The following is a 26,365-nucleotide window of genomic DNA, read 5'->3' as shown; positions in this document are numbered from 1 at the left end:
TTAAATAGAAAAATTATGAAAAATCTAAAATATTTAAACTATTGCTATGTCCTGATCGGTCTTTTTTATCTATTGGCTGGTTGTAAAGAGGAAAAGGGATGGACGCTGATTGAAGATGACCAAACGAAACCAGGTATTGTGCAAAATACTTCTGTTACCAACGGCTACGGACAGGCAACGATACATTACAGTTTACCGTCCAGTCAAAATGTATTGTATGTAAAGGCCGAATATGTCATGGCCAATGGACAGACACGGATCGTAAAATCATCAACCTATAAAAATGAGATCTTAATCGACGGTTTTCCGGATACACAAAAACATATTGTAAAGCTTTACGCCGTCAATAAGGCCGAAGTGGCTTCAGATGCTGTGGACGTTACAGTAGAACCTAAAACACCGATTTTTGATCTCGTATTCGGGCAAATGAAAATTGCACCGACATTTGGCGGCGTCCGGATCAGTTCAATCAATCAGGAAAAAGGTGATGTCGTTATTGTCCCTATGGTTGACTCCCTGAATAATGGGGAATATTTGCCTTTGGACAACTATTATAGCCAGGATTCCCTGATCTTATATAATATCCGCGGACTGAAATCCCGTGAAATGAAATTTGCCTTTTATGTGCGTGACCGATGGTTAAATAAATCGGATACGTTGTATACTTCGCTGACACCTCTGGAAGAAAATCTTTTTCCGAGACAGCAGTTTGCAGCGTTACATTTACCGGGGGATGCGCAGTATATGTACGGGACCACTTCGGAAATGATGTGGGACGGCAACATGAATCCCTCCCGATGGCCAGCCTTATATACGGTTGAAAGTGCCGGTGCTCCGCAATCCCTGACTTTTTCTATCGGTAAGGAAGCAAAATTAAGTCGTGTCGTGATTTTCCCACGTCGGGAAAATGGTTTTTACGATAAGGGTAACATGCGTGAATTTGAAGTCTGGGGAAGTAACAGTCCAAATCTAGATGGCTCCTGGGAATCTTGGTCTAAACTGGCAACCTGTACTGTGCGAAAACCTTCGGGTACTCCAGCTGGAACAAATACCAACGCAGATGAAGTATATGGCATCGCAGGTTGGTCTTTTGATATGCCCGAAGATGCACCAAAATACAAATATCTACGGATCCGCAATCTGCGCAACTGGCGTGGTAGTTACTTTATCCAGATTGCCCAAGTACAAGTATGGGGTGTTTATTAACTATTAAAAAGAAAATGAAGATGAGAACATATCTATGCATACTGGCCTTGTTCGGCGTTTGTTTATTCGGCGCATGTTCTAAGATGGATGAATTTACGAAATTCACCGATGGACAGGAAATAGTATATCCTGCGAAGCTGGATTCCATCAAAATACGTTCGGGAAAATATCGTGTACAAGTAGATGGCATCTTTCGGGTGAACGCCGGAGTTTCCGAGCTGCGCGTGTATTGGAACAGTAAACAGGATTCCATGAAGTTTCCGGTAAAATTGACTGATGCTATCGATACCGTACATTATGTGATTGAAAATCTACCGGAAGGGCCCATGAATTTCGAAGTCCGTACAGTAGATAGCCAAGGGAGATTTTCGGTTCCAACCTTTCTTGTCGGAAACGTTTATGGCGATCGTTATCGTGAAGGACTTTTCCAGCGGACAATATTGGATCAGAATTTTATGGCTGATCAACAATTTCAACTTGCCTTACAGGATGTGACACCAAGTGTGGGATTCTATGCCGTTCGCATGACTTATAAGAATCAAAACAATACAACTACGGATACCGTGGTGCGGACGAAAGAGCTGAATGAGAAAATTAATCTCTTGGACTATCTGCCGAATCAAGAGATTGCTTACCAGACTGTATTTCGGCCTGATAGCAATGCGATTGATACCTTTATGGTGCAGCGCAACAAACTACCGATAAAAAAAGGCGACATCAGTATTTGGTGTCTGAAGAATTACAAAACTCCGTTTACAGCGACGGCTTTCGATGGCAACCGTTGGGGAAATCTGGATCATTGGATAACCAATACGAGCATGAAAAACCACAATGGTTATGGTGGCTTTGGTTCGGATGATGGGGGTGTGGTTAATATTGAAGCCGGATGGGGCGCTCCAGCGATCGTAAATGGTAAAATTGAGCAAAAAGTAACCTTATTTCCCGGTAAATATCGTTTTTTTTGTAACTTATCCTGGACAAATTATGATCAACCGCCGGCAAAACTGGTCGTAAGCAAAGCAAACAGTGGAATTCCAGATCTTGAGCAAATTCAACAGGCAATGGCCCATGCAGACGTAAAATCCGATGGGGTCTATTTTGAAATCAAGGAAAAAGTCACCATAAATATGGGGATGCTGGTCAATTTTCAACCGGACCATTACATGAAGATTAACGCGTTTCAGATCAATTTACAATAATATCAAGCAGAATGAAGACAGCTATTTTCGCGCTATGTTTTATGCTCAGTACGGTAATGTTAACGGCCCAGTCCTTTCAGGTAAAAAAAGGGGGGATAACCTTGGCTTACAACAAGCAGACCGGAACATATTCGCTAAGCAAAGATCAAGTCACCTATTTAAAAGATGCCAGTGCTTATCTAACGCTTGCCAATGGACAAAAAATTAGTACAGACAAACTGAAGGATGGCCGTAAAGTGACTGAGACGGTAATTCAGGATAATTTGGGAAAGGGTACACGTTATACGGTTTCTTCCAAGACTACTACTGGAATAACGTTGTTACAGCATTTTTATTTCTATGACAACAGTGATATGGTTATCCTTGAATTGGAAGTCAAAGGAAAAAACCTGTCAAGTAATGAATTGGTTCCGATATGGTCCAATGCGACCATATCATCGCTTGGGAAATCACTTTATCAGGTCGCGGTTCCTTTTGACAATGATACCTTTATCTCCTATGAAAATAAGGCGATTTCTTCAAACAATAAAGTGAGTGCGGAAGTTGCTGTGGTCTACGACAGAGAGCGTACGCATGGCGTATTGATCGGTTCGTTAGATCAATCAGTCTGGAAATCGGGGATTGATATCAAAGGCGACAATGGACAGTATAACTTGATTGCTGCTAAAGCGGGATTTACCGATGTGGCTATTACACGGGATTCAATGGGCCATGGTTTTGTGAGCGGCAATGTGATCCGTTCGCCGAAATATGCGGTGTCTTATGTAAATGACTGGCGTATGGGATTGGAAAACTATGCTAAAATCCACCGTAAGTTGTCACCTCCCTATGTGCAAAAATGGCAAGGTGCGACCCCGGTGGGTTGGAATAGCTGGGGTGTGATACAAGATAAAATCAATTTTCAGAATGCCACGGCCACAGCCGAATATTTTGCGAAGGATATACCTTATTTCCGTAATGCAGGTGGCGAAGCTTTTATTGATCTGGACTCCTTTTGGGATAATATGACACCAGGCGGAATGTCGGGCGACTATACACAATTGAAGCAGTTTGTTCGCTATTGTGATTCTTTGGGTCTTAAACCCGGTGTTTATTGGGCTCCTTTTACAGACTGGGGCCATGGAAGTGGACCGGATCGCAAGGCAGAGGGAAGCCAATTTACCTTTGGCCAACTTTGGACCAAAACACAAAAAGGCTACCATAATTTAGACGGGGGGCGGGCCTTGGATCCAACACATCCTGGTACACAGGCCCGCATGGATGTGATCTTGGGAAAATTGGTCGACTGTGGGTTTAGAATGATCAAGATCGACTTTCTTTCTCATGCCGCAATCGAATCCACGGGTTTCTATGATAATAAAATTCAGACGGGTATGCAGGCATACGCTGTAGGAATGAAGCATTTGGTCGATGTTTTGCAGGGTAAGATGTTGATCTATGCAGCGATTTCTCCTTCCTTGGCGACAGCACAATTTGCACATATGCGCAGAATTGCCTGCGATGCCTGGAAGACGATCGACCAAACACAGTATACCTTAAACAGTGTCAGCTACGGTTGGTGGCAGACCCATCTCTATGATTTTATTGATGCAGACCACCTGGTCTTTCACGATGAAAGTCCTGAAGTCAATAAAGCAAGATTGCTTTCAGGCGTTGTAACGGGTACCATTATCCTTGGCGATGACTTATCGAAAAAGGAAAACTGGCAACCTAAGATGAATCAATATCTGCAGGATCCCGAAATTTTAAAGATTATAGCTGATGGTAAGAGCTTCCGTCCGGCAGGATTTGTAGAAGGAAAAGCTGCAAATACCTATTATTACAAAAAGATAGGAACAGATCTGTATGTGGCGGTATTTAATTACAATACCACCCCGGCAGCAATAAACATAGATTTTAAACAGATTGGCCTAACGCCAAACAAAAAATATAAGGCGGTGGACTTGTTTGATAAAACAAATCAAGAGCTTAGCGCTGAAAAATCCATTGCCTTTGAGCAAGCAGGAGCAAAATTATTTAAAATTGCCCTGCTTTAATCACAACGTATGAAGATAAGCAAAGAAGAACATTTTAAAGTATTGATCGATCGGATCAAACGCTTGGAAGCATTGAATACTCTGTCAAAACATGAATGTATTGTACAAGGGGTATTGGACGCCATTGACGCTAATGAGCTGGAGGTACATTCCAGCTTACCTTCTGTCAATAACTTGATCCAATACCTAGGCTATGCACGCGAAACATTTGCCAAAGCTTATCGGGATCTGATTGCCCATGGTGTCGTGGAATCAAAAAACAGAAAGGGATATTTTGTGGTGAGCAACAATACGCAGATGAAACAAAAAGTTGCGGTACTGTTATATGCGTACGATACCTTTCAAGATACATTGGTGAATGAATTGCGGGCCAATCTTCCGGAGGAGGTAACAGTGGATCTCTTTTTCCATCACAACAACATGGAGACTTTTGAAGATATTTTCAATCGTATCCAGGGACGATATACCGTATATATTGTCGCTCCAATTGAAAATAAAGAATCTGAATTGCTGCTACGTTCCATCCCGGCTTCCAAATTATTGATTATTGATCGCTTGGTGGACCTTGGCGAAGACTATTCCTATGTGTCACAGGAATTTGAGGAGGCAACCTATGCTGTATTTCAAGAACTTTACCCAAAGATCAAAAAATATAAAGAAGTGATCTTCTATTTTCGGGAAAATACAGCCGAACCCAATGAAATCAAAGATGCTTTCTTACGCTTTCTAAAAGAGTATAAAGTAAAAGGGCGGATCGAAAAGCAATATCATGTAGGCGACCTAAAAAAAGGAAAGCTCTATTTTACCATTCATAATCCAGAGCTGTACCAAATGCTGAAAGAAGTTTTGCAAAAAGATTGGACTTTGGGGCAGGATCTAGGTATTCTTTCTCATAATGATGATGTCATCAAAGAGATTATTAGTGGCGGTATTACCACCTTTTCGACAAGTTTTGCTCGGATCGGATCGGAGGCGGCCAGGTTTGTGCTGGAAAGAACATTGATCAGGGAAGTTGTACCAACAACATTGGTAGACCGCAACTCCGTATAAAATAGGAAAGGTTTTTACGATGATAGTTTTTAGTTTTTGTCTTTTTACTGGTCTGGTTGCTTTGGGATCCTTATGGAAGTTTAAGACCAATTATTCCAATACATTAAACGGTTTCTTTCTTGCCGGAAAGAGCAACAGTTTTTGGATGGTCGGTTCGGCTTTGCTATTGACCAACCTGAGCGCCAATCAGTTTATAGGTGAAAATGAATCGGTCTATATCAATAATCTTTCGGTGATCGGTTGGGGGGTAAGCTCTGTGGTCGCCATGCTCTTGGTTTCGGAATTTTTGCTGCCCATCTATTTCAAACATGGCTTTCGTACAGTACCGGACTTTTTAGCATTACGGTTTGACTCCAAAACCAAAATATTGGTCTCTATTCTGATCTTGATCGGGTATATTGTTAACTTATTGCCGCCGGTATTATACGGTGGCGCGCTTAGTCTGACCACAATGTTTGATGTGCCAGGACTGTTGCATATCAGTTATTGGCAGAGTATCTGGCTATTGGTCTGGGCATTGGGTATCATCGGTAGTTTATACAGCATATTGGGGGGATTGAAGCTGATTTCTTTGTCCGACATGGGACTCGGGCTCTGTTTGTTTATACTTGCTGTGCTCATTCCGATTTTCGCGTTTTGGCAGCTGGGTAATGGTGATATCTGGACTGGTGTATTGCAACTGTTTCACGATAAAAGAGATCACCTCAATGCCGTGGGATCAAAACAGGACGCAGTGCCTTTCTCCACCTTGTTTACAGGGATGTTGCTGATCAATTTCTATTACTGGGGAATGGAACCTTATATTGCGCAACAGGCATTAAGCGCTAAAAATTTAAAAGAAGCACAGAAGGGAATGACTTTGGCTGCCGGTGGGAAACTCCTGATGCCACTATTGATCAATTTACCTGGTCTCCTGGCCGTACACTTATTGCCGCATGTGCAGCCTACAGCTTCCGTTTTTCCAAAACTTATTGTACTGATCTTTCCAGATGTGCTGATTGGCTTTTCCTTGGCATTGGTCTTTGGTGCTGCAATGACTACCTATACTGCCGGCCTTCAGAGCTGTGGTAGCTTATTCATTTTTAATATCTACAAGCCTTATTTGGAATATAAGAAAAGAGACCTTAATGAAAAAGAACTGGTCAGAAAAGGGAAACTGTTTGAATTGATCATCTCTATCTCGGCCATGTTTATTGCACCTTTTATTCTCTTTGCTCACGATGGTTTTTATACGTACTTACAAACGGTATCGGGGCTGTTCAATATGCCGATCTTCACCATTATGATCTTGGGGATTCTCTCCCGCCGTGTAACACCAAGGATGGCACAAATTGGCTTGTTCCTGTATATGTTTAGTTATTTTCTGCTGGTGTTTGTATGGAAGACAGAACTACACTATCTGCACCTATTCGCACTACTATTTATCGCTGTTGCGCTGGTCATCTGGTGTGGAAGTAAATTGAGCCAGCCAAACTACCTATCGGTCTATCAATTTGAGTTTTCAGGTCAGGACAAAGGTAGTTATTGGAAGGGGAGGTATGGGGTCGGCACCTTTCTCATTCTATTGATGATTGTCATCTATTTTGTTTTTTCACCATTGGGCATCGCTCAATAAATTGTATAAGTCGCTATGTTAATGCACAGAAAAATTAAATACCTCATCTTTACATGCTTGACCCTTTGCTCAGCCACAAGCTATGCACAACGCTATTACCTCTGGGATAATAAGCCCGCTACGGACTGGATGACCGAAGCTTACCCCATCGGAAATGGACGAATTGGCGCCATGATCTTTGCTGGAGTAAATCAAGAACATATTCAATTTAATGAAAATAGCCTATGGACTGGTGATGAACAGGAAACGGGCGCTTATCAGGCTTTCGGTGATCTTTTTGTTCGCTTTGATTCCGATGTTAACAAGTCTTTTACAGCTTATAGCCGGAAATTGAATTTGGATAAGGGGCTGCATGAAACCGCCTATCAGCAGGATGGACAGCAGATCAATCGACGGTATTTTGCCAGTCAGCCGGATCAGGTCATGGTATTTGACTATACAAACAGTAGAAAAGGGAAACTGAATGCCGTAATTGCACTTCAGGATACACATGGACAGACCGTACAAGTGGAAGATGGCCATTTGCGGTTTCAGGGTAAGCTAGCCAATGGCATGCAGTATGCTGCCCAGGTGCAGGTACAGGTGGTCGGTGGCTCACTTTCCGAAACAAAAGATGAAAAAGGACAGGCTGTCCTTACGGTAAAATCTGCTGATAGAATCGTTCTGCTGCTGAGTGCGGCAACAGATTATGCCAATACGCGGGCAACAAAATGGAAGTCGGCTGAAAATCCAGTACACGCCAATGAACGTTATCTGAACCAAGCGAGAAAATATGGCGTAGATAAACTATTGGCAAGGCACGTCGCAGATTATACGGCACTGTTCAACCGGGTGGATCTGGATCTTGACCATAGTCAGTTGGATGGCAAACAGACAACAAAAATGTTGTTGGAAGCGTATAAAAAACAGCCGATCCCGGCGCTAGAAGCCTTGCTGTACCAGTATGGACGCTATCTTTTAATCAGCTCCTCCCGAAAAGGTGGCCTGCCAGCAAATTTACAGGGACTCTGGAACAACAGCAACAATCCGCCATGGCGCTCGGACTACCATTCCAATATCAATGTGCAGATGAACTATTGGCCTGCCGAAGTGGCCAATCTGAGTGAATCGGCCTGGCCTTACCTCGATTATATCAATAGCATGCGCGAGGTAAAGAAAGTAAATACACAAAAGGAATTTCCGGGCGTACGGGGCTGGACCGTAAAGACCGAAAATAATATCTTCGGTGGCGAGAGTTTTCTTTGGAACACCCCTGGAAGTGCTTGGTATGCGCAGGCCCTGTGGGAACATTATGCCTTTAATAAGGATGGGAAGTATCTACGCGAGTTTGCATATCCAATTTTAAAAGAAGTAAGTGAATTTTGGGATGATCGTCTGGTACGAAGACCGGACGGAACTGTGGTGGCACCACAGGGTTGGTCGCCAGAACATGGCCCCACGGAGGATGCCGTGAGCTATGACCATCAGATTATTTACGATCTCTTTAACAACTACATCCAGGCAAGCACAGTTTTAAATATTGACGCTGACTATCGTAAACATATTACGGCACTTCGCGATGCATTGCTCAAACCCAAGATTGGTCAATGGGGGCAGTTGCAGGAATGGGAAACCGATCGTGATGATCCACAGGACAAACATCGCCATGTATCGCATTTGTTTGGCCTATATCCCGGCAATCAATTCTCGGTTTTGAAAACACCGGAACTTGCCAAGGCTGCACGAGTCACCCTGACCGCACGTGGCGACGAATCTACCGGTTGGTCCATGGCCTGGAAGGTTGCCTTTTGGGCGAGATTACAGGATGGAAATCATGCCTATAAGATTTTAACGAATTTCATTAACCTCGTCGGCGGAGAGGGCATCGATTATAACAATGGAGGCGGAGTGTATGCCAACTTGCTCTGTGCGCATCCACCCTTTCAGATTGACGGCAACCTCGGTTATGTGGCTGCCCTGAGTGAAATGTTGCTACAATCGCAAACTGATGTTCTGGAATTACTTCCTGCCTTGCCCGATCGTTGGTCTGCCGGGACAGTCAAAGGACTCAAAGCCCGGGGCAATGTACAGCTAGATAAGATGGAATGGAATAACAGAAGTATTACGCAGCTCGTCCTTTCTTCGCCAAAGGATCAAACAATTCAGGTATTAAGTCCTTCCAGATTAGAAGGTCTTGCATTGCAAGAGCAAGTCAATGGCAAATACCTTTACAAGATTCAACTGAAAGCAAACAAAATAGTCAAGTTCGTTAACAAATCCTAAATCTATTTATATATGCCAACCCATCATTTTAAACATGTTGTACTCGGGCTCTTGATGACTCAAGGGCTTGTCCATCTGGATGTGCAGGCGCAGTCCAAACAGATTCCCATTGAAACCAGATCAAATGCGCTTGTATTGGAGTACGATTCCACGAAAACACTGAAAATGCTCTATTACGGTGAAAAATTGAGTGATTCAAAAGAGTATGCGACCATTGCAAGCGGTTATAGACAATTGACAGACTATAGTGGCCTATCCAATGCGGCTTATACCCCTTCAGGTTCAAAAAATCTACTGGAACCTGCCATTAGTCTTGTCCATGCCGATGGTAATCGCTCCCTGGACTTGCGCTATGAAAAGCATGCGGTGAAAGACCTGGATGCCAATGTTAAACAGCTTGATATCACGCTGAAAGATCCAGTATATGATATTTACGTCGTGTTACACTACAAATCATTTTCGAATGAAAATATCATTGAGCAGTGGGCAACTATCCAGAATAAAGAAAAAAAAGTTGTTACCCTCGAAAAGTTTGCTTCGGCCAACCTGACCCTGCGCTCAAAAGCGTATTGGTTGCGGCAGTATCATGGCGACTGGGCAAAAGAAATGCAGGTGGAAGAGACCCCATTGACGCACGGCATCAAAGTGTTGGACAGTAAACTCGGAACACGCGCAAACTTATTCCAACCGCCTTCCTTTATGGTGTCATTGGGCAAGGCGGCATCCGAAGATGAAGGAACCGTCCTGATGGCAAGCCTTGGGTATAGCGGAAATTTTAAGGTGGATTTTGAAGTCGACTACCTCAATAACTTACGTATTATCGCCGGAATAAATAATTATGCTTCCAATGTGAAACTGGCCAGCAACCAAGAGTTTACAACGCCCAAATTGATTTATACCTTATCGACGAAGGGAAAAGGAGAGGCTTCCCGGAACTTGCACAACTGGGCTCGTAAATATCAGTTGTTGGATGGAAATGGCGAACGCCTGACTTTACTTAATAATTGGGAGGCGACCTACTTTGATTTTAATGAGCAAAAATTGAAAGGACTGCTTCAGGATACCAAGAAACTAGGAGTAGACCTTTTTTTATTGGATGATGGCTGGTTTGGAAATAAATATCCGCGTAATAGTGATCACTCGAGCTTGGGAGATTGGCAACCTAACCGCACAAAATTGCCCAATGGTATTGCGACGCTTGTGGAAGAAGCGACTAAACAAGGTGTTAAATTTGGTATCTGGGTAGAACCCGAAATGGTCAGCCCCAAATCCGAACTCTACGAGCAACATCCGGATTGGGTCGTTAAACAGCCGCAGCGTGAAGAACATTACTTCCGCAATCAGCTAATCCTGGATCTGACAAATCCCAAGGTGCAGGATTTTGTTTTTCATATCTTGGACGACCTGTTTACCAAAAATCCGGCATTGGCATACATTAAATGGGACTGTAATGCGGTGATATACAATGCACATTCCGCATTTCTGAAAGATCAGGGCGCCTTTTATATTTCGTATGTCGAAGGCCTTTATAAGGTGTTGGAACGTATTCGTGCGAAGTATCCAAAGGTGCCGATGATGTTATGTTCGGGTGGCGGTGGCCGCGTGGACTATGCAGCGCTTCGGTACTTTACCGAATTCTGGCCTTCGGATAATACAGATCCCCTGGAACGTATTTTTATGCAGTACGAATATTCGTACTTTTTTCCGGCAATTAGTACCTCAAACCATGTGACAGACTGGGGAAAACAGTCCCTCAAATTCCGTACGGATGTAGCCATGATGGGCAAACTGGGTTTTGATATTGTGGTGAGTCACCTGAATGAGCAGGATCTGTTATTCTCCCAGCAGGCGGTAAAGAATTACGAGGCGCTTAAAGCAACAATCTGGCATGGGGATCAGTATCGTTTGGCCGATCCGCGTGAAGGTGACTTTGCCGCCCTGAGCTATGTGAATAGCAAAAAAACAGAAGCTGTCATCTTCAACTATCTGGTCAATAACCGTTATGGCATAGGTTCAACGGATCCAGTGCGTTTAAAAGGACTAGATGCCCAAAAACAATACCGGGTGGAGGAGATCAACTTGTATCCGAGAACCAAGTCGAGCTTAGGCCAGGGACAAACCTATTCGGGCGATTACCTGATGAAAGTCGGCGTGAATCCTGATCTGAATAGCAACCGTACCAGCGTTTTGCTGAAGATCTCGGCACTTTAAAAAAATAACTGTGGCACATCCGAAGCTCCGATTCCAACAGTCTGGACTTCGGATGCGCCAAATTTATAAACCCAATTGAGCAATAAACTCAAAAATCATGATAAAACCTAAACAGTATAAGAGGACTCTTCTGGCCCTGCTACTCAGCGTTGCCAGTGGATTTTCTACCCTACAGGCCAAAGTACAGCTGCCTGCCTTTATTGGCGATAATATGGTACTGCAGCAGAAAGAAAAGGTCAAGATCTGGGGAACCAGTACCGCAGTAGGCAAGGAACTTAGCGTAAACAGCAGCTGGAATAACAAAAACTATCAGGTAGAAGTCGATCAACAGGGGAGATGGCAAGTCTTCTTGGAGACACCGAAATACGGTGGACCCTACCAAATTACAATCAATGATGGGGATCAATTGATCCTAAATAATATTTTGATCGGTGAAGTCTGGTTCTGTTCGGGGCAATCAAATATGGAAATGCCCCTGGCGGGTTGGGGTAAGATCAATAACTTCGAGCAGGAAATCAAAGCAGCCAACTTCCCCAATATTCGCATTTTGCAGATTCCAAAAGCAACGGCCAATCAACCTAGTACAGCAGTTAAGGTGGAGTCTGGTGGATGGAATCCTGTAACGCCACAAAGTATTCCAGAGTTTTCGGCGACGGCCTATTTTTTTGCACGTGAGATCTACGAGAAAACAGGAATCCCCATCGGTTTGATCCATTCTTCCTGGGGCGGAACAATTATTGAAGCCTGGATGAGCCGAGAGGCACTTACACCGTTTTCAATCTATACGGCGGCCATCGAAAAAATCCAACGCCCAGATGCAGAGGAAGTCTATGCGAAGGATTTGGCAGAATGGAATCGCGTCGCCGAACAGCAGGATCAGGTGAAGACAGCAACGCAGGGCGAGTGGTTTGCGCCACAATTGGATAAAAGTACCTGGTCTACGATTACAATTCCCAGCTTTTTTGACCAAAACCTGTTTCCGGGTATGGACGGTGTCGTTTATTTTGGCAAAGACGTCGCGCTGCCGGCACATTGGCAGGGTAAACCCCTCAAGTTGATTTTGGGAGCGATAGACGATAATGATATCACCTATGTCAATGGCACAAAGGTGGGCGAAACTGTCGGTTACAACCAGATTCGGAAATATACTGTGCCTGCAGCGGCAAACAATGGCGGCCTGTTGCATATTGCCGTTCGGGTATTTGATGGCGCTGGAGACGGAGGAATATATGGCGGTACAGAACAGCCACGACTGGAAGGACCGAATGGGGAGCAGATTTCTCTCGTTGGAGACTGGAAATGCAAAGTAGGTTATGATCTGACTAAGCTGCCCGCAAAGCCTAACGCGATGGAGGGCCCCAATAGACCGACTGTACTCTACAATGCTATGGTTAAACCTTTTGTGGATCTTAAAATAAAAGGAGCTATTTGGTATCAGGGAGAAAGTAATGCTGATTCAAAAGATGCACCTTACGAGCAACTGTTGCCAGCGCTGATTCAGGATTGGCGCCAACAGTGGAACAACGAAAAGATGCCTTTTTATTTTGTGCAATTGGCAAATTATAAGGAGAAGAAGTCGGCACCGCAATCTTCTTCCTGGGCGAGATTACGAGAGGCGCAGCGGCAAACGCTCAAACTGCCTTACACAGGTATGGCTGTTATTGCTGATATCGGTGATGCAGTGGATATTCATCCAAAAAATAAACAGGATGTCGGTAGAAGGCTAGGCTGGATTGCAACAGCGCAGCTTTATGGAAAGAAGATCCCTTATTCGGGGCCTGTCCTCGAACATTGGATCACAAAGGGAACAGAGATGCAGCTCAGCTTTAACCCCATGGGCAAAAAACTGGTGCTGAAAGATGCGGATAAACTGAAAGGTAGTTTTACCATTGCTGGCGCAGATCAGGTCTTTTACCCCGCTGAGGTCAAACAGGTGGGAAATAAGCTGATCGTATCTGCCAAAGAAGTGCTGTCGCCGGTGGCAGTGCGTTACGGCTGGGCCGATAACCCAGACCTGACTTTGTATAATGACGCCGGGATACCCGGATCTCCCTTCCGAACTGATGACTGGACAAAAAACTAAGGGGACATGAATAGATCATCAAAAATAAACCTTCGGAAAGGTAAGTTACTTTACACGCTAATGGTTTTCTTTTTTTCAGGCAAGTTATTTGGGCAAGTGCAGGGGGGCAAACTTTGGTATCGACAGCCGGCAAAGCAATGGGAGGAGACCTTGCCCCTAGGTAACGGAAAGATCGGTATGATGCCCGACGGTGGCTTAATAAATGAACATATTGTACTCAACGATATTACACTATGGTCGGGAAGCCCTCAGGATGCCAATAATTATGAAGCCAGTAGGTACTTGGATAGCATTCGAAACCTGATCAAAAACGGGAAAAATGACCTCGCTCAGGGATTGATTGACCAACATTTTATCTGTAAAGGCCCGGGATCGGGTGGTAAGCAATGGGGCTGTTATCAAGTTCTTGGCAATTTGACGCTTGCATTTGATGGAAAAACAGCTATTGCTGCGGTACAAAACTATCGCCGCGAGCTGGATATTGAAAATGCCCTGGTAAAAACGAGCTATGAGCTCAAAGGCGTAAAATATAAACGGGAATATTGGACAAGCTTTGCAGACGATGTGGGCGTTATTCGTTTACAGAGCAGCAAAAAAGGGCAGATAAACCTAGCAATCAAGATCGACCGTCCCGAAAGGGCGACTGCTACGACCAAAGATGGCGAGCTCATTTTGATGGGACAATTGGATAATGGTGTGGACGGTAAAGGTATGCAGTTTAAAACACGTGTCCGGGCGCAAGTTAAAGGTGGAAAACAGCTTGTACAAGGGCAATCTATTGTTATCCAACAGGCTGACGAAGTACTGATTTATGTGGCGACAGATACCGATTTTAAAGGCAAGGATTTTGAGCGTACAACAACCGAAACTTTAACAAAGGCTTTAAAAAAATCCTATGCCAAGCTATATGCCGAACATCTACAAAACTATTCAACAAAGTTCAACCGTTTGTCGCTCAGTCTTGGCCGCTCGAAAGATAATTTACCGACTGACCAACGTTTGATGGCTTTCGGTAAAGAACCGGATCAGGATCCGGGGCTGGCAGCCTTATTTTATCAGTATGGTCGCTACCTTAGTATTAGCAGTACGCGTTTAGGTCTGCTGCCGCCGAATTTACAAGGGCTATGGGCAAATCAGATTCAGACACCCTGGAATGGGGATTATCACCTGGATATCAATGTGCAAATGAACCATTGGCACCTGGGAGCGGCCAATTTGGGTGAACTCAATGAACCGTTGGTGAGTCTTGTGGAAGGCCTTATGGCGCCGGGAGCAAAGACCGCGAAAGCATACTATAACGCTCCGGGCTGGGTGGCCCATGTGATCACCAACGTGTGGGGCTATACCGAACCGGGGGAATCCGCTTCTTGGGGCATTGCAAATGCAGGCTCGGGCTGGCTGTGCAATAATCTGTGGGAACATTACCTTTATAGCGAAGATATGGACTATCTGCGACGGATATACCCAATACTCTATGGCGCGGCACAATTTTACGCCAGCGCCCTGACTGAATACCCCGGTAAAGGTTGGCTGTTGACTTCGCCATCGGTATCTCCCGAAAATTCCTTTAAGCTTCCTAATGGCCACCAGGCAAACGTCACAATGGGACCAACGATAGATAATCAGATCGTACGTGAATTATTTGAAAATGTCATCCATGCAGCAGCATTGTTAGGCAAACAATCGGATCCTTTTTTAACGAAGGTTTCAGCGCAATTGAAACGCTTAGCACCGGCAGTGCAGCTAGCCAAAGATGGCCGTATCATGGAATGGATCGAAGATTATGAAGAAGTTGATCCGCAGCATCGGCATATCTCGCATTTGTATGGTTTGTATCCAGGCTATCTGATCCGTTATGACGAACATCCAGACTGGCAGCTAGCCGCTAAAAAGAGTCTGAATGTACGAGGAGATGATGGCCCGAGCTGGGCCATTGCCCATAAACTACTGTTTTGGGCCAGATTGCATGAAGGCGAACGGGCCTATAAATTATTTCGGCAGCTAATGACCCCACGTGTCGATACACATATCAATTATGGCGCTGGGGGCGGTGTTTATGCAAATTTGTTAACTGCCGGGCCACCTTTCCAGATTGATGGTAATTTTGGTGGAGCAGCTGGTATCGCTGAGATGCTGGTGCAGTCGCATAAGGACAGTGTGTATCTCCTGCCAGCAATCCCTGAAGCCTGGAAAAAAGAAGGTCAGGTCAGGGGAATGCGCATCAAAGGAAATCATACCATAGACATGGAATGGAAAGATGGTAAAATACTGAATTATCAGATTTATTCACCCAAATCACAACAACTTCAGGTATGTATAGATCATAACTGGGTCGCCTATCATACAAAAGAAAAATAAAAGGATCCCTAGTCTGCAATTTTTGCAGGCCGGGGATCCTTTTGTCTTAAAAATCTCATTGCATAAACATGTGTTATTCACAATTACATGTAAATATGAAAAACAGAAAAGACAAGACGGTAGTCGGTGCTTCTACGCTGAAAGTGCTATGACTGCTGTCTTAAGATTGCAATGGAATCAATACATTGTGTTCCAAACGTACAGGGACATGCTTCACTGAGGTAAAACCGTCTTCCTTGGAAATGATGTTGGATAGATCCAGTCCTCTTTTGGAGAAAGTACTGAGCAGCGCTGTCCGAAAGGTCGCTTTGGCCGAGCCCCAACCCTGTCCCAAGATTGTATCGTTATTGAGCTGTATTAGTTCGTCTGTGGAATAGTAGCTGAATTTTTCCAGTAAGTGTTGGTAAAGATTTGTTGTTGTAGCCATACAATTTAAAAATTTAAAGGATTAAACCATAAACTGTATCCAGATCTTGTTGGGAAAAATAATCGTTGTATAACGTTTATTTTGGTCGAAACCCGTATTAATTTACCACCGCGGTGTCTACACTCGGTTGGTATTGCATCATGCAATTCTGAATACTCTACAAATATAGTAGATTATTTTTTAATATTAAAAATATTTTTGTTTTTTTGGTAATTGGGTGTGGATAAGAAGACTAAGGCCGGCAAAAGTGAGTTTGGGTTTTTGGCTGTGGTTTGGTTATGAAGTGGATAGCTTGCCCGATAATTTATCATGTTACTGTAATCTCGTCGAAAATACTTTAAAAAACAGAGATAAGACAATACTTTTGCGGCATGAATAGAATTGCGGAAATTAACGAATACATTGCTGCCGAACGCGAGGTATTATTGCAACACTCCTTGTATCCTAAAATCAAAACGATCAAGAATCTACGTTCTTTTACCGAAGGGCATGTGTACGCTGTATGGGATTTTATGTCTTTATTAAAAGCTTTGCAGATTAAATTGACCTGTACAACTTTGCCTTGGTTTGCAAGTGAGCATCCTTCGACACGCTATCTGATTAACGAAATTGTATTAGCGGAAGAATCCGACGAATATATTGATGGTCGCCGTTTGAGCCATTTTGAAATGTATCTGGACGCAATGAGTGAAATGGGGGCAGACCTGCACCTGGTTAACAAGTTTATCGTGAACGCCAAGAAATCCAAAAGTATTTTTGATGCCATTGCATTGACAACCTTGGATAAAAGGATCAAAGATTTTCTGAATTTTACTTTCGAATTGATCGAAGAAGGGGAGGTACATAAAATTGCTGCCGCTTTCACATTTGGTCGTGAGGATCTTATCCCGGGTATGTTTACCTCCATTTTGCAGGAGCTGAAAACCAACTTCCCTGAATCGAGCTTAGATAATTTTATCTACTATTTCCAACGTCATATTGATTTGGACGGTGATGAGCATGGCCCTTTGGCAATGCAGATGATCAGCGATCTGGCCAAAGAGGATGATGAGAAGTGGGAAGAAATGAAAATAGTCAGTAAAGAGGCGCTTCAAAAGCGCATTGAACTCTGGAACGCAATAGAAGATTCCCTATAGGGAATCTTCTATTGTTTGGCTTCTTTGTAAAAAGAATTGATCTGATAATTTTACGGAAAACTATTCCGACAGAGACGTTTTTAGGGCTTGGGTAAAAGCGCTGATAAATTGTGGATCCAATGTGTTGGAAAAGGTATTCATATTCCCTAAGCTAACAATGAGCGCTGGTATTTTTGCTCCCCGTAAGATCGCATGATTATGGCTTTCAACCGGTTTTTGCGTGCTTAATCCTTGATTTTTTAAATTTTGTGTGAGACGGAACGCAAGTTCTCGGCTTTGATTCTGTATCTTGGGTAGTTCAGCAGCTTTTGGATACCGTAGACCGATTGGCTGCTTAGCGTTTGAAGGATCAATGTCAAAATGAATAGAAATTAACGCGTCACCAGTAAAGGCCGCACGGTCTTTGAGCATCATAAATTCGTCTTTCGAATGGGTCAATACAACCTGAAAACCTTCTTTTTCAAGTTCATTTTGAATCATCTTACAAGCCTGCAAAGTGAGATCTTTCTCTTTGAGGCCCTTGCTGTTGGTGGCACCACTATCTTTGCCACCATGTCCCGGATCCAGAACAATGGTCTTTGCGCTATTTTTGACAGCGCTAGTAGTGGAGATCTTTTCTTTCGGAGGATTAATAAAAGAAAAAGAGACAATTAACACGAATATACAAGGAACAAACAGCAGATACTGATAACCTTTCGTGCGTGGTGATAGATTTCGCATCAACCTGTCGATGCGTTCTACCAATTCATTTTGGTTTTTTAAAATTCTACTTTGCATATAATCTAATTGTTGATTTTGTTGTGTCATATTCAGCAGGAAGCTCGCATAATTGGTCTTTCCATAGTATTCAGCCACCGCTATATCGACCTGAAATTCATGTAGGCGATGCAGTTCTTTCCGAACCCAATAAATGGCGGGGTTTATCCAGAAGATGCAGCACATCAGCTCGATGTATAATTTGTCCCAGGCATGTCCTTTTAAAATATGCTGTGCCTCGTGGGCAAAGATGAGCTTGCCTTCGGGACTTTCAAGTGCGCTTTTATCCATAACGATATAATGAAAGATCGAACAATTATTGAAGCGATTAAACGGCGGGATTACTTTAATTCCCTGATGCTCCTGAAAATTCATCTTCTTTAAACAGCATACGAGCTTTAAGCTGTGATAAACTAATCGTGTCAGAAAGAAGATGGCGATCAATAAGTAAGCATAAGCAAGTATTTTTTTAAACTCCATTCGGTCCCATAGATTGAGCTGTTCTTCGGGTTCGCTCAAAAAAGGGACATTGGAATAACCCAGCTGCTCTGGCGACTGTATTTCCTGATTTGAATTTGTTTTGGAATCGATTAATTTGACATAATCAGTCTTAAATTTAAGAAGAGGAGCCAGCGCACAAAAGCTCACCAACGCAATAAGCAAAAGCCGGTTCCAACGAAAAAATGAAAGCTGCCGAAAAGCCAGGACAAAGAGCGAGACTAAAATAAGTAAACTGATATTGGCCTCTATGCTATAGGAAAATAGGTTATTCATCTTCTTTACTTTTATTGATAATTTCCTTGATTTTCTCGATGTCTGTTTCGCTGATTTTTTGTTCCTTGACAATGAATGATACCAGATTTTCGACAGAATCATCAAAATACTTGTTCATGACACGCGAAAAGAAAAACTTTCGGTATTGCATCTTGGAGATCAGCGGATAATATTGGTAAGTCTTTCCATAGGAATTGAAACCCACATACCCTTTTTTCTCTAAAATCCGTACAATGGATGATATGGTATTATAAGGCGTTGTTTGTGTCGGATCCATATATTCAATAATATCTTTGACAAAAGCCTGCTTTAATTTCCATACAGCATGCATAACTTCTTCTTCTTTTTTTGTTAATTCTTCCATAGTTATAAAGCTATAACTTATTTTTCAGTTAATCAACTTATTTTTCAGTTTTAAAACTGAGAAATAAGTTGATTAACTATAATGTGTTGATTATTAGTGATTTTATTTTTTTAATAGGTAGTCGGCCACCGCCTGATAAGCGGGTAGGGAGTATCCATCGTTGGCTGAATTAGATGCCAGGGGATGAGAGGCAAATCGGACGATAACCATTTCTGCTTTGGGATCGATATAGACGGTCTGTCCATGGACGCCACGTGCACAGAAGGCTCCATCGACATTATGGCTTACCCACCACATGTTTTTATAACTCCACTGCTTTAGATTGGTATAACCGGCTTTTGCGAAAGCAGCCTGGCTTCCGCCAGAGCGGATGGATTCAATTACTTCCTTCGCGAGGATCTGTTTTCCGTTAAAATAACCCTTATTGCGCACCATCTCACCAAACATGGCCATGTCGCGGAGGTTGGTCGTGAGTCCTCCGCCCGCAAAGCATATTCCAGCACCATCAATCAGATAGTAGGCATCAAAATTGGTTCCCAAGGGCTGCCAAATTTTTTCGGAAAGGACTTGTGACAAGGGCTTGTTTAATACCCGAGAAATTATCCAGCCCATAACGTCTGTATTGACTGTTTTATAGCCGAATGCGTCTCCATGTTGACCTTTTTTCTTAACCGTCTTTAAGTAATCAAAGTAGTTTGCCGGTTCATCAGGACTTCGTTGGAAGTGGAAGGGATCTCCTGCTTTGGAGAAGGCCCATATTTCTGCTTTGGGGTCAGCATAGTCCTCACTGAACTCCAGGCCTGTTGTCATGTCCAGTACCTGACGTATTGTTGCATCGCCAAAGGCGGAATGTGCAAGTTCGGGAATGTAATCCCGGCAGTATTTGTTTTCATCCAAAACGCCTTCAGCAATCAGTTGAGCAGCTAGCGTGCCGGTTAATGTTTTGCTGACGGACATAGCAGCATGCCTGCCATTCTGGGTCAATGCACCAAAATATTTTTCGTAGATAATACGCCCTTTATGAAGAATAAGGATACCATCAGTATAATTTTTTAAAAGAGATTCCGCCCAACTGATAGACTTTTCATCTCCAAGAGGTTGAAAACTCAAGGCATCAATGGCAGAATCCTCAGCAGTGGAAAAAGAATAACGGTTGATGGGGTCGGAAGGGACGACTTTCGACGGAAAGAATTCACGCATATGGCAAACACTGTAACGCAATGCCGGAAACTTAAAAAATGTACCGTCCAATGCTGAAATAATTCGATCCTGTGGTGGCGGAAATCCCGTCATCCATCCCAGTTTGCTGGGATCAGAATCCACTGCGGATGGAAATTCTTGTGCCTGGCTCATTTGTATCAGAAGTAATGGAAGTAATAAGATGGCTTTTTTCATAATCAATTTGGCATGTAAACGATATAAGCGCGATAGCTACTGTGAATAGTATATAGGTATAATAAGCAAAGCGATCTTATTGTTTTCTTTCTTGCCTCTGTTTTTGGCAGATTTTGATCTTTTATTTGAAATTGATCAAAAAATGTCTTTTTTACATAACATATTGGCGTTTGTGAAGAAATTCATTTTCCAATTAGTGTCTAAGTTTGCAACGCAAAAAAATAACAGAAAGACATTGAACTTTTTTTCGCCGTATTGGGCAAAAGCAATGGGCACCATCGTGGTACTTGTATGCTCGGTTTTAGAAACGCAGGCCCAGGACTCGCTACGCACCTCACTCGCTGATCTGATCAGTAAGTCGTTGCAAAACAGTAAGTATATCGAACAGTCGCATTTGCAATTACAGGAAAAAGGAATAGCCCTGCGGCAGCAACGGATGGAATTGCTTCCGAAAATCGGTGTCAGGGCTTCTGCTAGTTATGCGAGCAATATGCCGGTCTACGATCAAGGGATATTTGCCAAACCATCACAACACGATGTTATCCATTATCTGTATGATACCGGACTCGATTTCTACCTGAACCTCTACAACGGCCATCGGGATCTTATGAAAATCGAATCAAAAAAGCTCGAAATGGAACTTGCCAACATTGATTGGAAAAGTTCCACGGCACAGATCAAGCTGGAGATCTGTAACTTGTTTCTGGATCTGGATTTAGCCTATCGCAATAAATTGCTGATCGAGCAGGATATCAAAGATCAGCGGACACAATTGAAAGAGATCGAACACCGTTATACAGCCGGTGTTGTGCTGCATAGTGATGTCTTAAGGATTTCCCTCGAATTGTCCAAGCGTGAACTGCTTTTGATACAGATCGCTAATGATATCAAGATCATCAACCAAAAATTGCAGCTGATCGCTGGTATACGACAGGAAATTATCCCGATGTGTGCCACGATGGAAAGTCATCCGCTGAACTATGCAGAAATCGTTGCCGTTGCCAAACAACAAGCTTTTATACTGCTGAAATCCGAACAGGAAGTTGCGTTGAAAAAACTAAGTATCAAACAGGCGAAGTCAAACTACCTGCCCGCACTAGGCCTGACCAATACATTTACTTTTGCGAATCCACAGGTATTTCTATATCCATATAATGGGAGCTGGTACAATTTAAATATCGTAGGACTTAAATTGAACATCCCAATATCTGCATTGTACCTCAATAAAAATATTGTCCGGGGAGCTCAAGTCGCACTAAAGCGAGAGGAGGTCAAACACCATCATGAGGAGGAAGTGGTGGAAAATGAACTGTTGCAGGCTTATCTGGATTATAATCTAGCACTGGAACAACAGGCTGTCTGCCAAAAAAATCTAACGCTGGCCAAAGAAAATGCCCGTATTATAAAAAATAGGTATTTCAAGTCTTCGGCGCTGATTACGGATCTATTGGATGCAGATATGCAATGCCTCAAGACAAATTTTGATCTGGAATCCGCCCGGATCGCGATACAGAAACATTATTATTTTATTGAATTTTTGAAGGGTACTATCTAATGAAACCTAAATCAGGCCGGTCAATGACCGATGTACAATTGACCAGAATCACCAATTGGTTGGCTGGGATTGCTTTGTTGGCACTTTTATTATGGGGCGGAAGGATACTCTGGCTGCGCATCCGGTATACCTATACCAATGATGCACAAGTGACCCAGTATATTAATCCCATTATCTCCCGTGTGGGTGGTTACATTGTTTCGGTTCACTTTAAAGATCATCAATCGGTCAAGCGCGGCGATACCTTACTACTAATCGACAATCGGGAATACAAATATGAAGCTGAGCAAGCTTCGGCTTCGATAAACAAAGAAAATGCGGAAATCAGTGTGCTGGGCAGCCAAAAGGAAATATTGCAGGCCGAACATGAATCGTTGGAAAAATCCATTGCTGCTGCCGAAGCGCGGATGACGAAGCAGCAACTGGAATACGATCGCTATAAGTTTCTGTTTGATGAAAAATCTGCTACGGCGCAGCAACTGGAAGATATAAAAGCCACACTGGAGGTGTACAAAAGTGAACTTGCCGCATTACAGCATAAGTTGGAGGCATCGCGGGATCGGGTGAATGATGTTGATGTGAAAAAGGGGGTGATCAATGCGGAGAAAGCACGGTTGTCAGCTGCAGCAAACCGAAAGCATCTTGATGTAGGATATACCGTAATCCGGGCTCCCTATGATGGTCGGGTAGGGAAACGTAGCATTGAAAAGGGACAGATGGTAAATCCGGGCGAGGTGTTGGGATTTATTGTCAATGCAGAGACACCAACTTGGGTGACAGCCAACTTTAAGGAAACGCAATTGCGTTATCTCAACCTTGGTGGGCGTGTAGAGGTTGTTGCGGATGCCTACCCGGATGAAACATTCTATGGAAAGATAATTTCTATTTCGCCAGCAACAGGATCTTCTTTTTCATTGCTTCCACCGGACAATGCGACTGGTAATTTTGTGAAGATCGTACAGCGGGTTCCAGTTCGTATCGAACTGGATAGGGATAAGGGAACTGCAAAATTACTCTCAGGAATGAATGTCAATGTTTCGGTCTCAAAAAATCAATAACAGTGAAAGGGATCTTCAAAGACTGGGTACCTGAATGGCTGATTAAGCTGATTTTATTCAGCGGATTGATGCCAAGCATGGTCTTGTTTTTTCTGCCCGGTGCCAATGTCAATGTCACCGCGGGGTTCTACGGTGCACAGCCCAGTGATGTTCAATTCCTCATTATTCTTTTCTATGCGGGATTTGTCGGATTCTACGTCCTGGAACGTCGCTTTTTTCAGTATTTCCCGGTCAAACAGTACTACATCATTTTCAATCTCTTACAGCTGCTCAATTGTTACCTGATGTATCGCATTAACGAGATCAGTTGGATATATGGCTTACGCTTTTTTCAGGGCATGCTGTTCGCATCGGCTGTCAATCTCTCCATATCCATGATATTTTCCCGACTGAAAACGGAAAGGGCCAAGGAGGGAAGTTATGCCATATTTTTTGGTATGCTGCTCTGTAGCTCGCCTTTCAATACGTTTGTGACAGCGGAATTTATAGATTCATTTAACTTTGATGAACTTTACCTGTATGCTGCCTTATCTTTTGTACCGGGGCTACTACTGATCATCGTCACAATGAAACCCATCCGGCATAATCGACCGTACCCTTTATTTTCCCTGGACTGGGCCAGTTTTGTCCTTTACAGCTTGACTGTGATAAGCTTCGGTTATCTGATGGTCTATGGGCAGGAACTTTATTGGTTTTCGGACAGTTCTATGCTGATCGTATTGCTCGGTGGAATTTTATTGTTGGGTCTGTTTATCATGAGGCAGAAAGCAATCAAACGTGTTTATATTGAGCTGTCCATCTTTGGAAATAGAAAATTCCTGTTCGGAATCTTGGTCCTGTATATGATGTATATCGAACGGTTTTCGCTGGCGATCTCCAATCAGTATTTTCTACAGGTCATCCGCCTGGATCCCATTCACCTTTCCTATATTCAATGGTTTAATATCCTCGGGATTGTATGTGGTGTTATGTTATCCTTCTACTGGTTATTAAAACGGTGCACAGTGAAATGGATCTGGATTGTTGGCTACTGTTGCCTGCTGGCCTTTCACCAATATATGTTTTTTTCATTTGAAAGTGAGGGCAATGAAGATCACTTCTGGTTGCCGTTGGTATTGCATGGGCTAGGTGTCGGTCTGATCATGGTGCCAACAATCTTATTTGTGATTGCCAGTGTACGCCCTCATCTGGGAGCTTCAGCGGCGGCAGCTTGTTTGGCCGTCCGTTACCTGGGCTATACCAGTAGTATCGGTCTGCAGAATTTCTTTAAATTATTTGAACATGCCCAGCACCGGGAGGTTTTTCGGGATCAGCTGCAATCAGGCAATCTGATATTTGAAGACTATATTCAGCGGGAATCTCACAGGGTATTGCAACATGGATTACAATACAAGGAGCATGCCGCGGGATTGAAGCTCATCAGCGAGCGGGTTAATATACAGTCTTTCGTCCGGTATGGCATGGACTACTATGAATTGATGTCCATAATCAGTATCAGCATCTTGCTGCTGATACTGATTTCCCCTTCCTTGAAAAGCATGTATAAGAAGCTTAAAAAGAATCAGATTTCACCGGTATAACGGTGTCACAATTGATCAATATCCCAAGTGGCTGCAGCACGTTGTAATTCCACCAATGCGACCGCATAATTGTAGCGCGCTTCATTGTAAGCAAGTTGGGTGTCATTGTAGGAGCGTTGTGCGTTGATCACTTCCAGCAGGGCGGTTTCGCCCCGATTGTAACTGTAGATCTTTCCTTCCAGGATTGCTTTTGCTTCGAGCAGCATCGTATTATTAAATTGCAGTACCTGTTTTTGAGTGGCTTTATATTGCATATAAGCTTGATTCACCTCAGTCTGGATGCGTAATGCTGCATCTTGATAGATCAATTCGTCTTGCTCAATTTTGAACTGAGCAGATTTCAGCTCGCCTTTATTAAAATTGGAAAATTTTAGTGGTATGGCTAGGCCGGCATTGATGGCATTAAACTGTGGTGTCGGTGCGGTTTCATTTCTGGCCTCACCATTGTAGGTAAAGCCGATGGAAATACCGAGATCTAACACACGGTTTGCCTTTGCCAGCTGGAGCAGACTATGGGAGAGCTGTTTGTTTTGTAGCGCAGCCTTAAGATCAGCACGCTCTCGTACTGCGGTTGATAGCAATGTACTTAATGAAAAGTTGCGATCAAAAGAAACATCAGATCCTTGTGGTAGCCAAAGAATGGGGCTCTTATCCCCCATAAGCAGTGATAACCCTGCTAGGGAGGAATTGGCTGTCGCTTCGGCTGCCGAAAGCGTATTGCGCATATGGGCGGCTTCCAATTTTGACTGGCGGTAGTCAATTTGTGGAATAGCGCCTAGTTGATAACGTATACTGTCTGAGCTGGCGAGCTGAGCGAGTTGTTGATAGGAACTGCGATAGGTTGCTGCCAATTGCTGGTTGTACCTTGCTGATAAAAAAGCAAGGGTGGCATCGGCACGTAGATTTCGGAAATAGTCTTCGAATAAGAGACGGGTGGTTTCGGCCTCATCCTTTGCAACCTGGCGACGTGCCTGCCGTTTTGCCCCCAATTCTACCGTCCAGCTCAATCCGGCGGTATAACCTCGCCCGAGTTGTTTGATTCTTTCGCTATTGTCAAAGAGCCCTACGGTGAATTCGGGATCGGGGAAGATACCGGCACTGATGATATTCGCCTCGGCGATTGAAAGGTTGAACTTTTCAGCGGCGTAACCGAGGTTGTTCTTTCCAACCTGGGCAATAAAGCTGCTGTAGTCCAAATTTTTGTGGGTAAAAGTTGAGTCTATTGTTTGTGCAGCAGCATTTCCAATGAGCAGCATAAAGGAAAGAAGAAGTCTGATCTGTGTTTTCATCGAAATTTTAT

General features: G+C 43.4%; 18 protein-coding genes and 1 riboswitch. Of the genes, 13 read left to right on the top strand and 5 right to left on the bottom strand.

Annotated elements, in window-relative coordinates:
• Positions 1-15: 15 nt before the first annotated feature.
• From DFQ12_RS11430 to DFQ12_RS11390, 9 genes are all read left to right on the top strand, one after another.
• Entirely contained in the window at positions 16-1,206 is a 1,191-nt protein-coding gene (locus tag DFQ12_RS11430; protein ID WP_120259043.1) for a DUF5000 domain-containing lipoprotein, read from the top strand.
• 20 nt (positions 1,207-1,226) lie between these two features.
• Entirely contained in the window at positions 1,227-2,405 is a 1,179-nt protein-coding gene (locus tag DFQ12_RS11425; RefSeq protein ID WP_167457246.1) for a DUF4998 domain-containing protein, read from the top strand.
• 11 nt (positions 2,406-2,416) lie between these two features.
• Positions 2,417-4,441, top strand: coding sequence for an alpha-galactosidase (locus tag DFQ12_RS11420; protein WP_147420391.1), 2,025 nt, complete (start codon positions 2,417-2,419; stop codon positions 4,439-4,441).
• Between the two features lie 9 nt (positions 4,442-4,450).
• Positions 4,451-5,491 carry a GntR family transcriptional regulator gene (locus tag DFQ12_RS11415; RefSeq protein ID WP_120259040.1) on the top strand — a complete coding sequence of 347 codons (1,041 nt, stop codon included), beginning with the start codon at positions 4,451-4,453 and terminating at the stop codon, positions 5,489-5,491.
• A 19-nt stretch (positions 5,492-5,510) separates the two neighbouring features.
• Positions 5,511-7,106, top strand: a complete 1,596-nt coding sequence (locus DFQ12_RS11410) for a solute:sodium symporter family transporter (RefSeq protein WP_120259039.1) — start codon at positions 5,511-5,513, stop codon at positions 7,104-7,106.
• Positions 7,107-7,127: 21 nt separating this feature from the next.
• A complete protein-coding gene (locus DFQ12_RS11405; RefSeq protein ID WP_167457245.1) occupies positions 7,128-9,368 on the top strand; it encodes a glycoside hydrolase family 95 protein in 2,241 nt (746 codons plus the stop codon).
• A 12-nt stretch (positions 9,369-9,380) separates the two neighbouring features.
• Entirely contained in the window at positions 9,381-11,579 is a 2,199-nt protein-coding gene (locus DFQ12_RS11400; protein WP_244211717.1) for an alpha-galactosidase, read from the top strand.
• Positions 11,580-11,676: 97 nt separating this feature from the next.
• Complete coding sequence (locus DFQ12_RS11395; protein WP_120259037.1) at positions 11,677-13,662, top strand: sialate O-acetylesterase; 1,986 nt, start codon at positions 11,677-11,679, stop codon at positions 13,660-13,662.
• Between the two features lie 6 nt (positions 13,663-13,668).
• A complete protein-coding gene (locus tag DFQ12_RS11390; RefSeq protein ID WP_120259036.1) occupies positions 13,669-16,020 on the top strand; it encodes a glycoside hydrolase family 95 protein in 2,352 nt (783 codons plus the stop codon).
• A 160-nt stretch (positions 16,021-16,180) separates the two neighbouring features.
• Here DFQ12_RS11390 and DFQ12_RS11385 read toward each other — a convergent pair whose 3' ends face one another.
• The gene (locus DFQ12_RS11385) at positions 16,181-16,447 is read right to left on the bottom strand and encodes a 5-oxoprolinase (protein ID WP_120259035.1); all 267 of its coding nucleotides are present in this window, start codon (positions 16,445-16,447) and stop codon (positions 16,181-16,183) included.
• A 67-nt stretch (positions 16,448-16,514) separates the two neighbouring features.
• Positions 16,515-16,608, bottom strand: a riboswitch (SAM-I-IV-variant riboswitch).
• A 210-nt stretch (positions 16,609-16,818) separates the two neighbouring features.
• Between DFQ12_RS11385 and DFQ12_RS11380 the strand changes: the two genes are divergently transcribed.
• The gene (locus DFQ12_RS11380) at positions 16,819-17,583 is read left to right on the top strand and encodes a DUF3050 domain-containing protein (RefSeq protein ID WP_120259034.1); all 765 of its coding nucleotides are present in this window, start codon (positions 16,819-16,821) and stop codon (positions 17,581-17,583) included.
• Positions 17,584-17,643: 60 nt separating this feature from the next.
• On the opposite strand, the gene DFQ12_RS11375 is transcribed toward DFQ12_RS11380, so the two are convergent.
• The 3 genes from DFQ12_RS11375 to DFQ12_RS11365 form a co-directional block, all read right to left on the bottom strand.
• A complete protein-coding gene (locus DFQ12_RS11375) occupies positions 17,644-19,113 on the bottom strand; it encodes an N-acetylmuramoyl-L-alanine amidase (protein ID WP_167457244.1) in 1,470 nt (489 codons plus the stop codon).
• The gene (locus DFQ12_RS11370) at positions 19,106-19,477 is read right to left on the bottom strand and encodes a BlaI/MecI/CopY family transcriptional regulator (RefSeq protein WP_120259032.1); all 372 of its coding nucleotides are present in this window, start codon (positions 19,475-19,477) and stop codon (positions 19,106-19,108) included. Before DFQ12_RS11370 ends, DFQ12_RS11375 begins: the two co-directional genes overlap by 8 nt.
• A gap of 102 nt (positions 19,478-19,579) precedes the next feature.
• Complete coding sequence (locus DFQ12_RS11365) at positions 19,580-20,872, bottom strand: serine hydrolase domain-containing protein (protein WP_120259031.1); 1,293 nt, start codon at positions 20,870-20,872, stop codon at positions 19,580-19,582.
• A 172-nt stretch (positions 20,873-21,044) separates the two neighbouring features.
• Here DFQ12_RS11365 and DFQ12_RS11360 point away from each other — a divergent pair, with 172 nt between their 5' ends.
• The 3 genes from DFQ12_RS11360 to DFQ12_RS11350 are packed head-to-tail and all read left to right on the top strand — an operon-like array spanning position 21,045 to position 25,065.
• Positions 21,045-22,427: a TolC family protein gene (locus DFQ12_RS11360; RefSeq protein ID WP_167457243.1), complete on the top strand. Its 1,383-nt coding sequence runs from the start codon at positions 21,045-21,047 to the stop codon at positions 22,425-22,427.
• Positions 22,427-23,485, top strand: a complete 1,059-nt coding sequence (locus DFQ12_RS11355; protein WP_120259029.1) for an HlyD family secretion protein — start codon at positions 22,427-22,429, stop codon at positions 23,483-23,485. Before DFQ12_RS11360 ends, DFQ12_RS11355 begins: the two co-directional genes overlap by 1 nt.
• Before the next feature lie 2 nt (positions 23,486-23,487).
• A complete protein-coding gene (locus DFQ12_RS11350; RefSeq protein ID WP_120259028.1) occupies positions 23,488-25,065 on the top strand; it encodes an MFS transporter in 1,578 nt (525 codons plus the stop codon).
• Between the two features lie 5 nt (positions 25,066-25,070).
• On the opposite strand, the gene DFQ12_RS11345 is transcribed toward DFQ12_RS11350, so the two are convergent.
• Positions 25,071-26,354, bottom strand: a complete 1,284-nt coding sequence (locus DFQ12_RS11345; RefSeq protein WP_120259027.1) for a TolC family protein — start codon at positions 26,352-26,354, stop codon at positions 25,071-25,073.
• Positions 26,355-26,365: the final 11 nt, after the last annotated feature.

It is taken from the genome of Sphingobacterium detergens (genome assembly GCF_003610355.1).
In the GTDB taxonomy this organism is placed as follows: domain Bacteria; phylum Bacteroidota; class Bacteroidia; order Sphingobacteriales; family Sphingobacteriaceae; genus Sphingobacterium; species Sphingobacterium detergens.
This window is presented reverse-complemented; position numbering and strand designations above follow the sequence as displayed.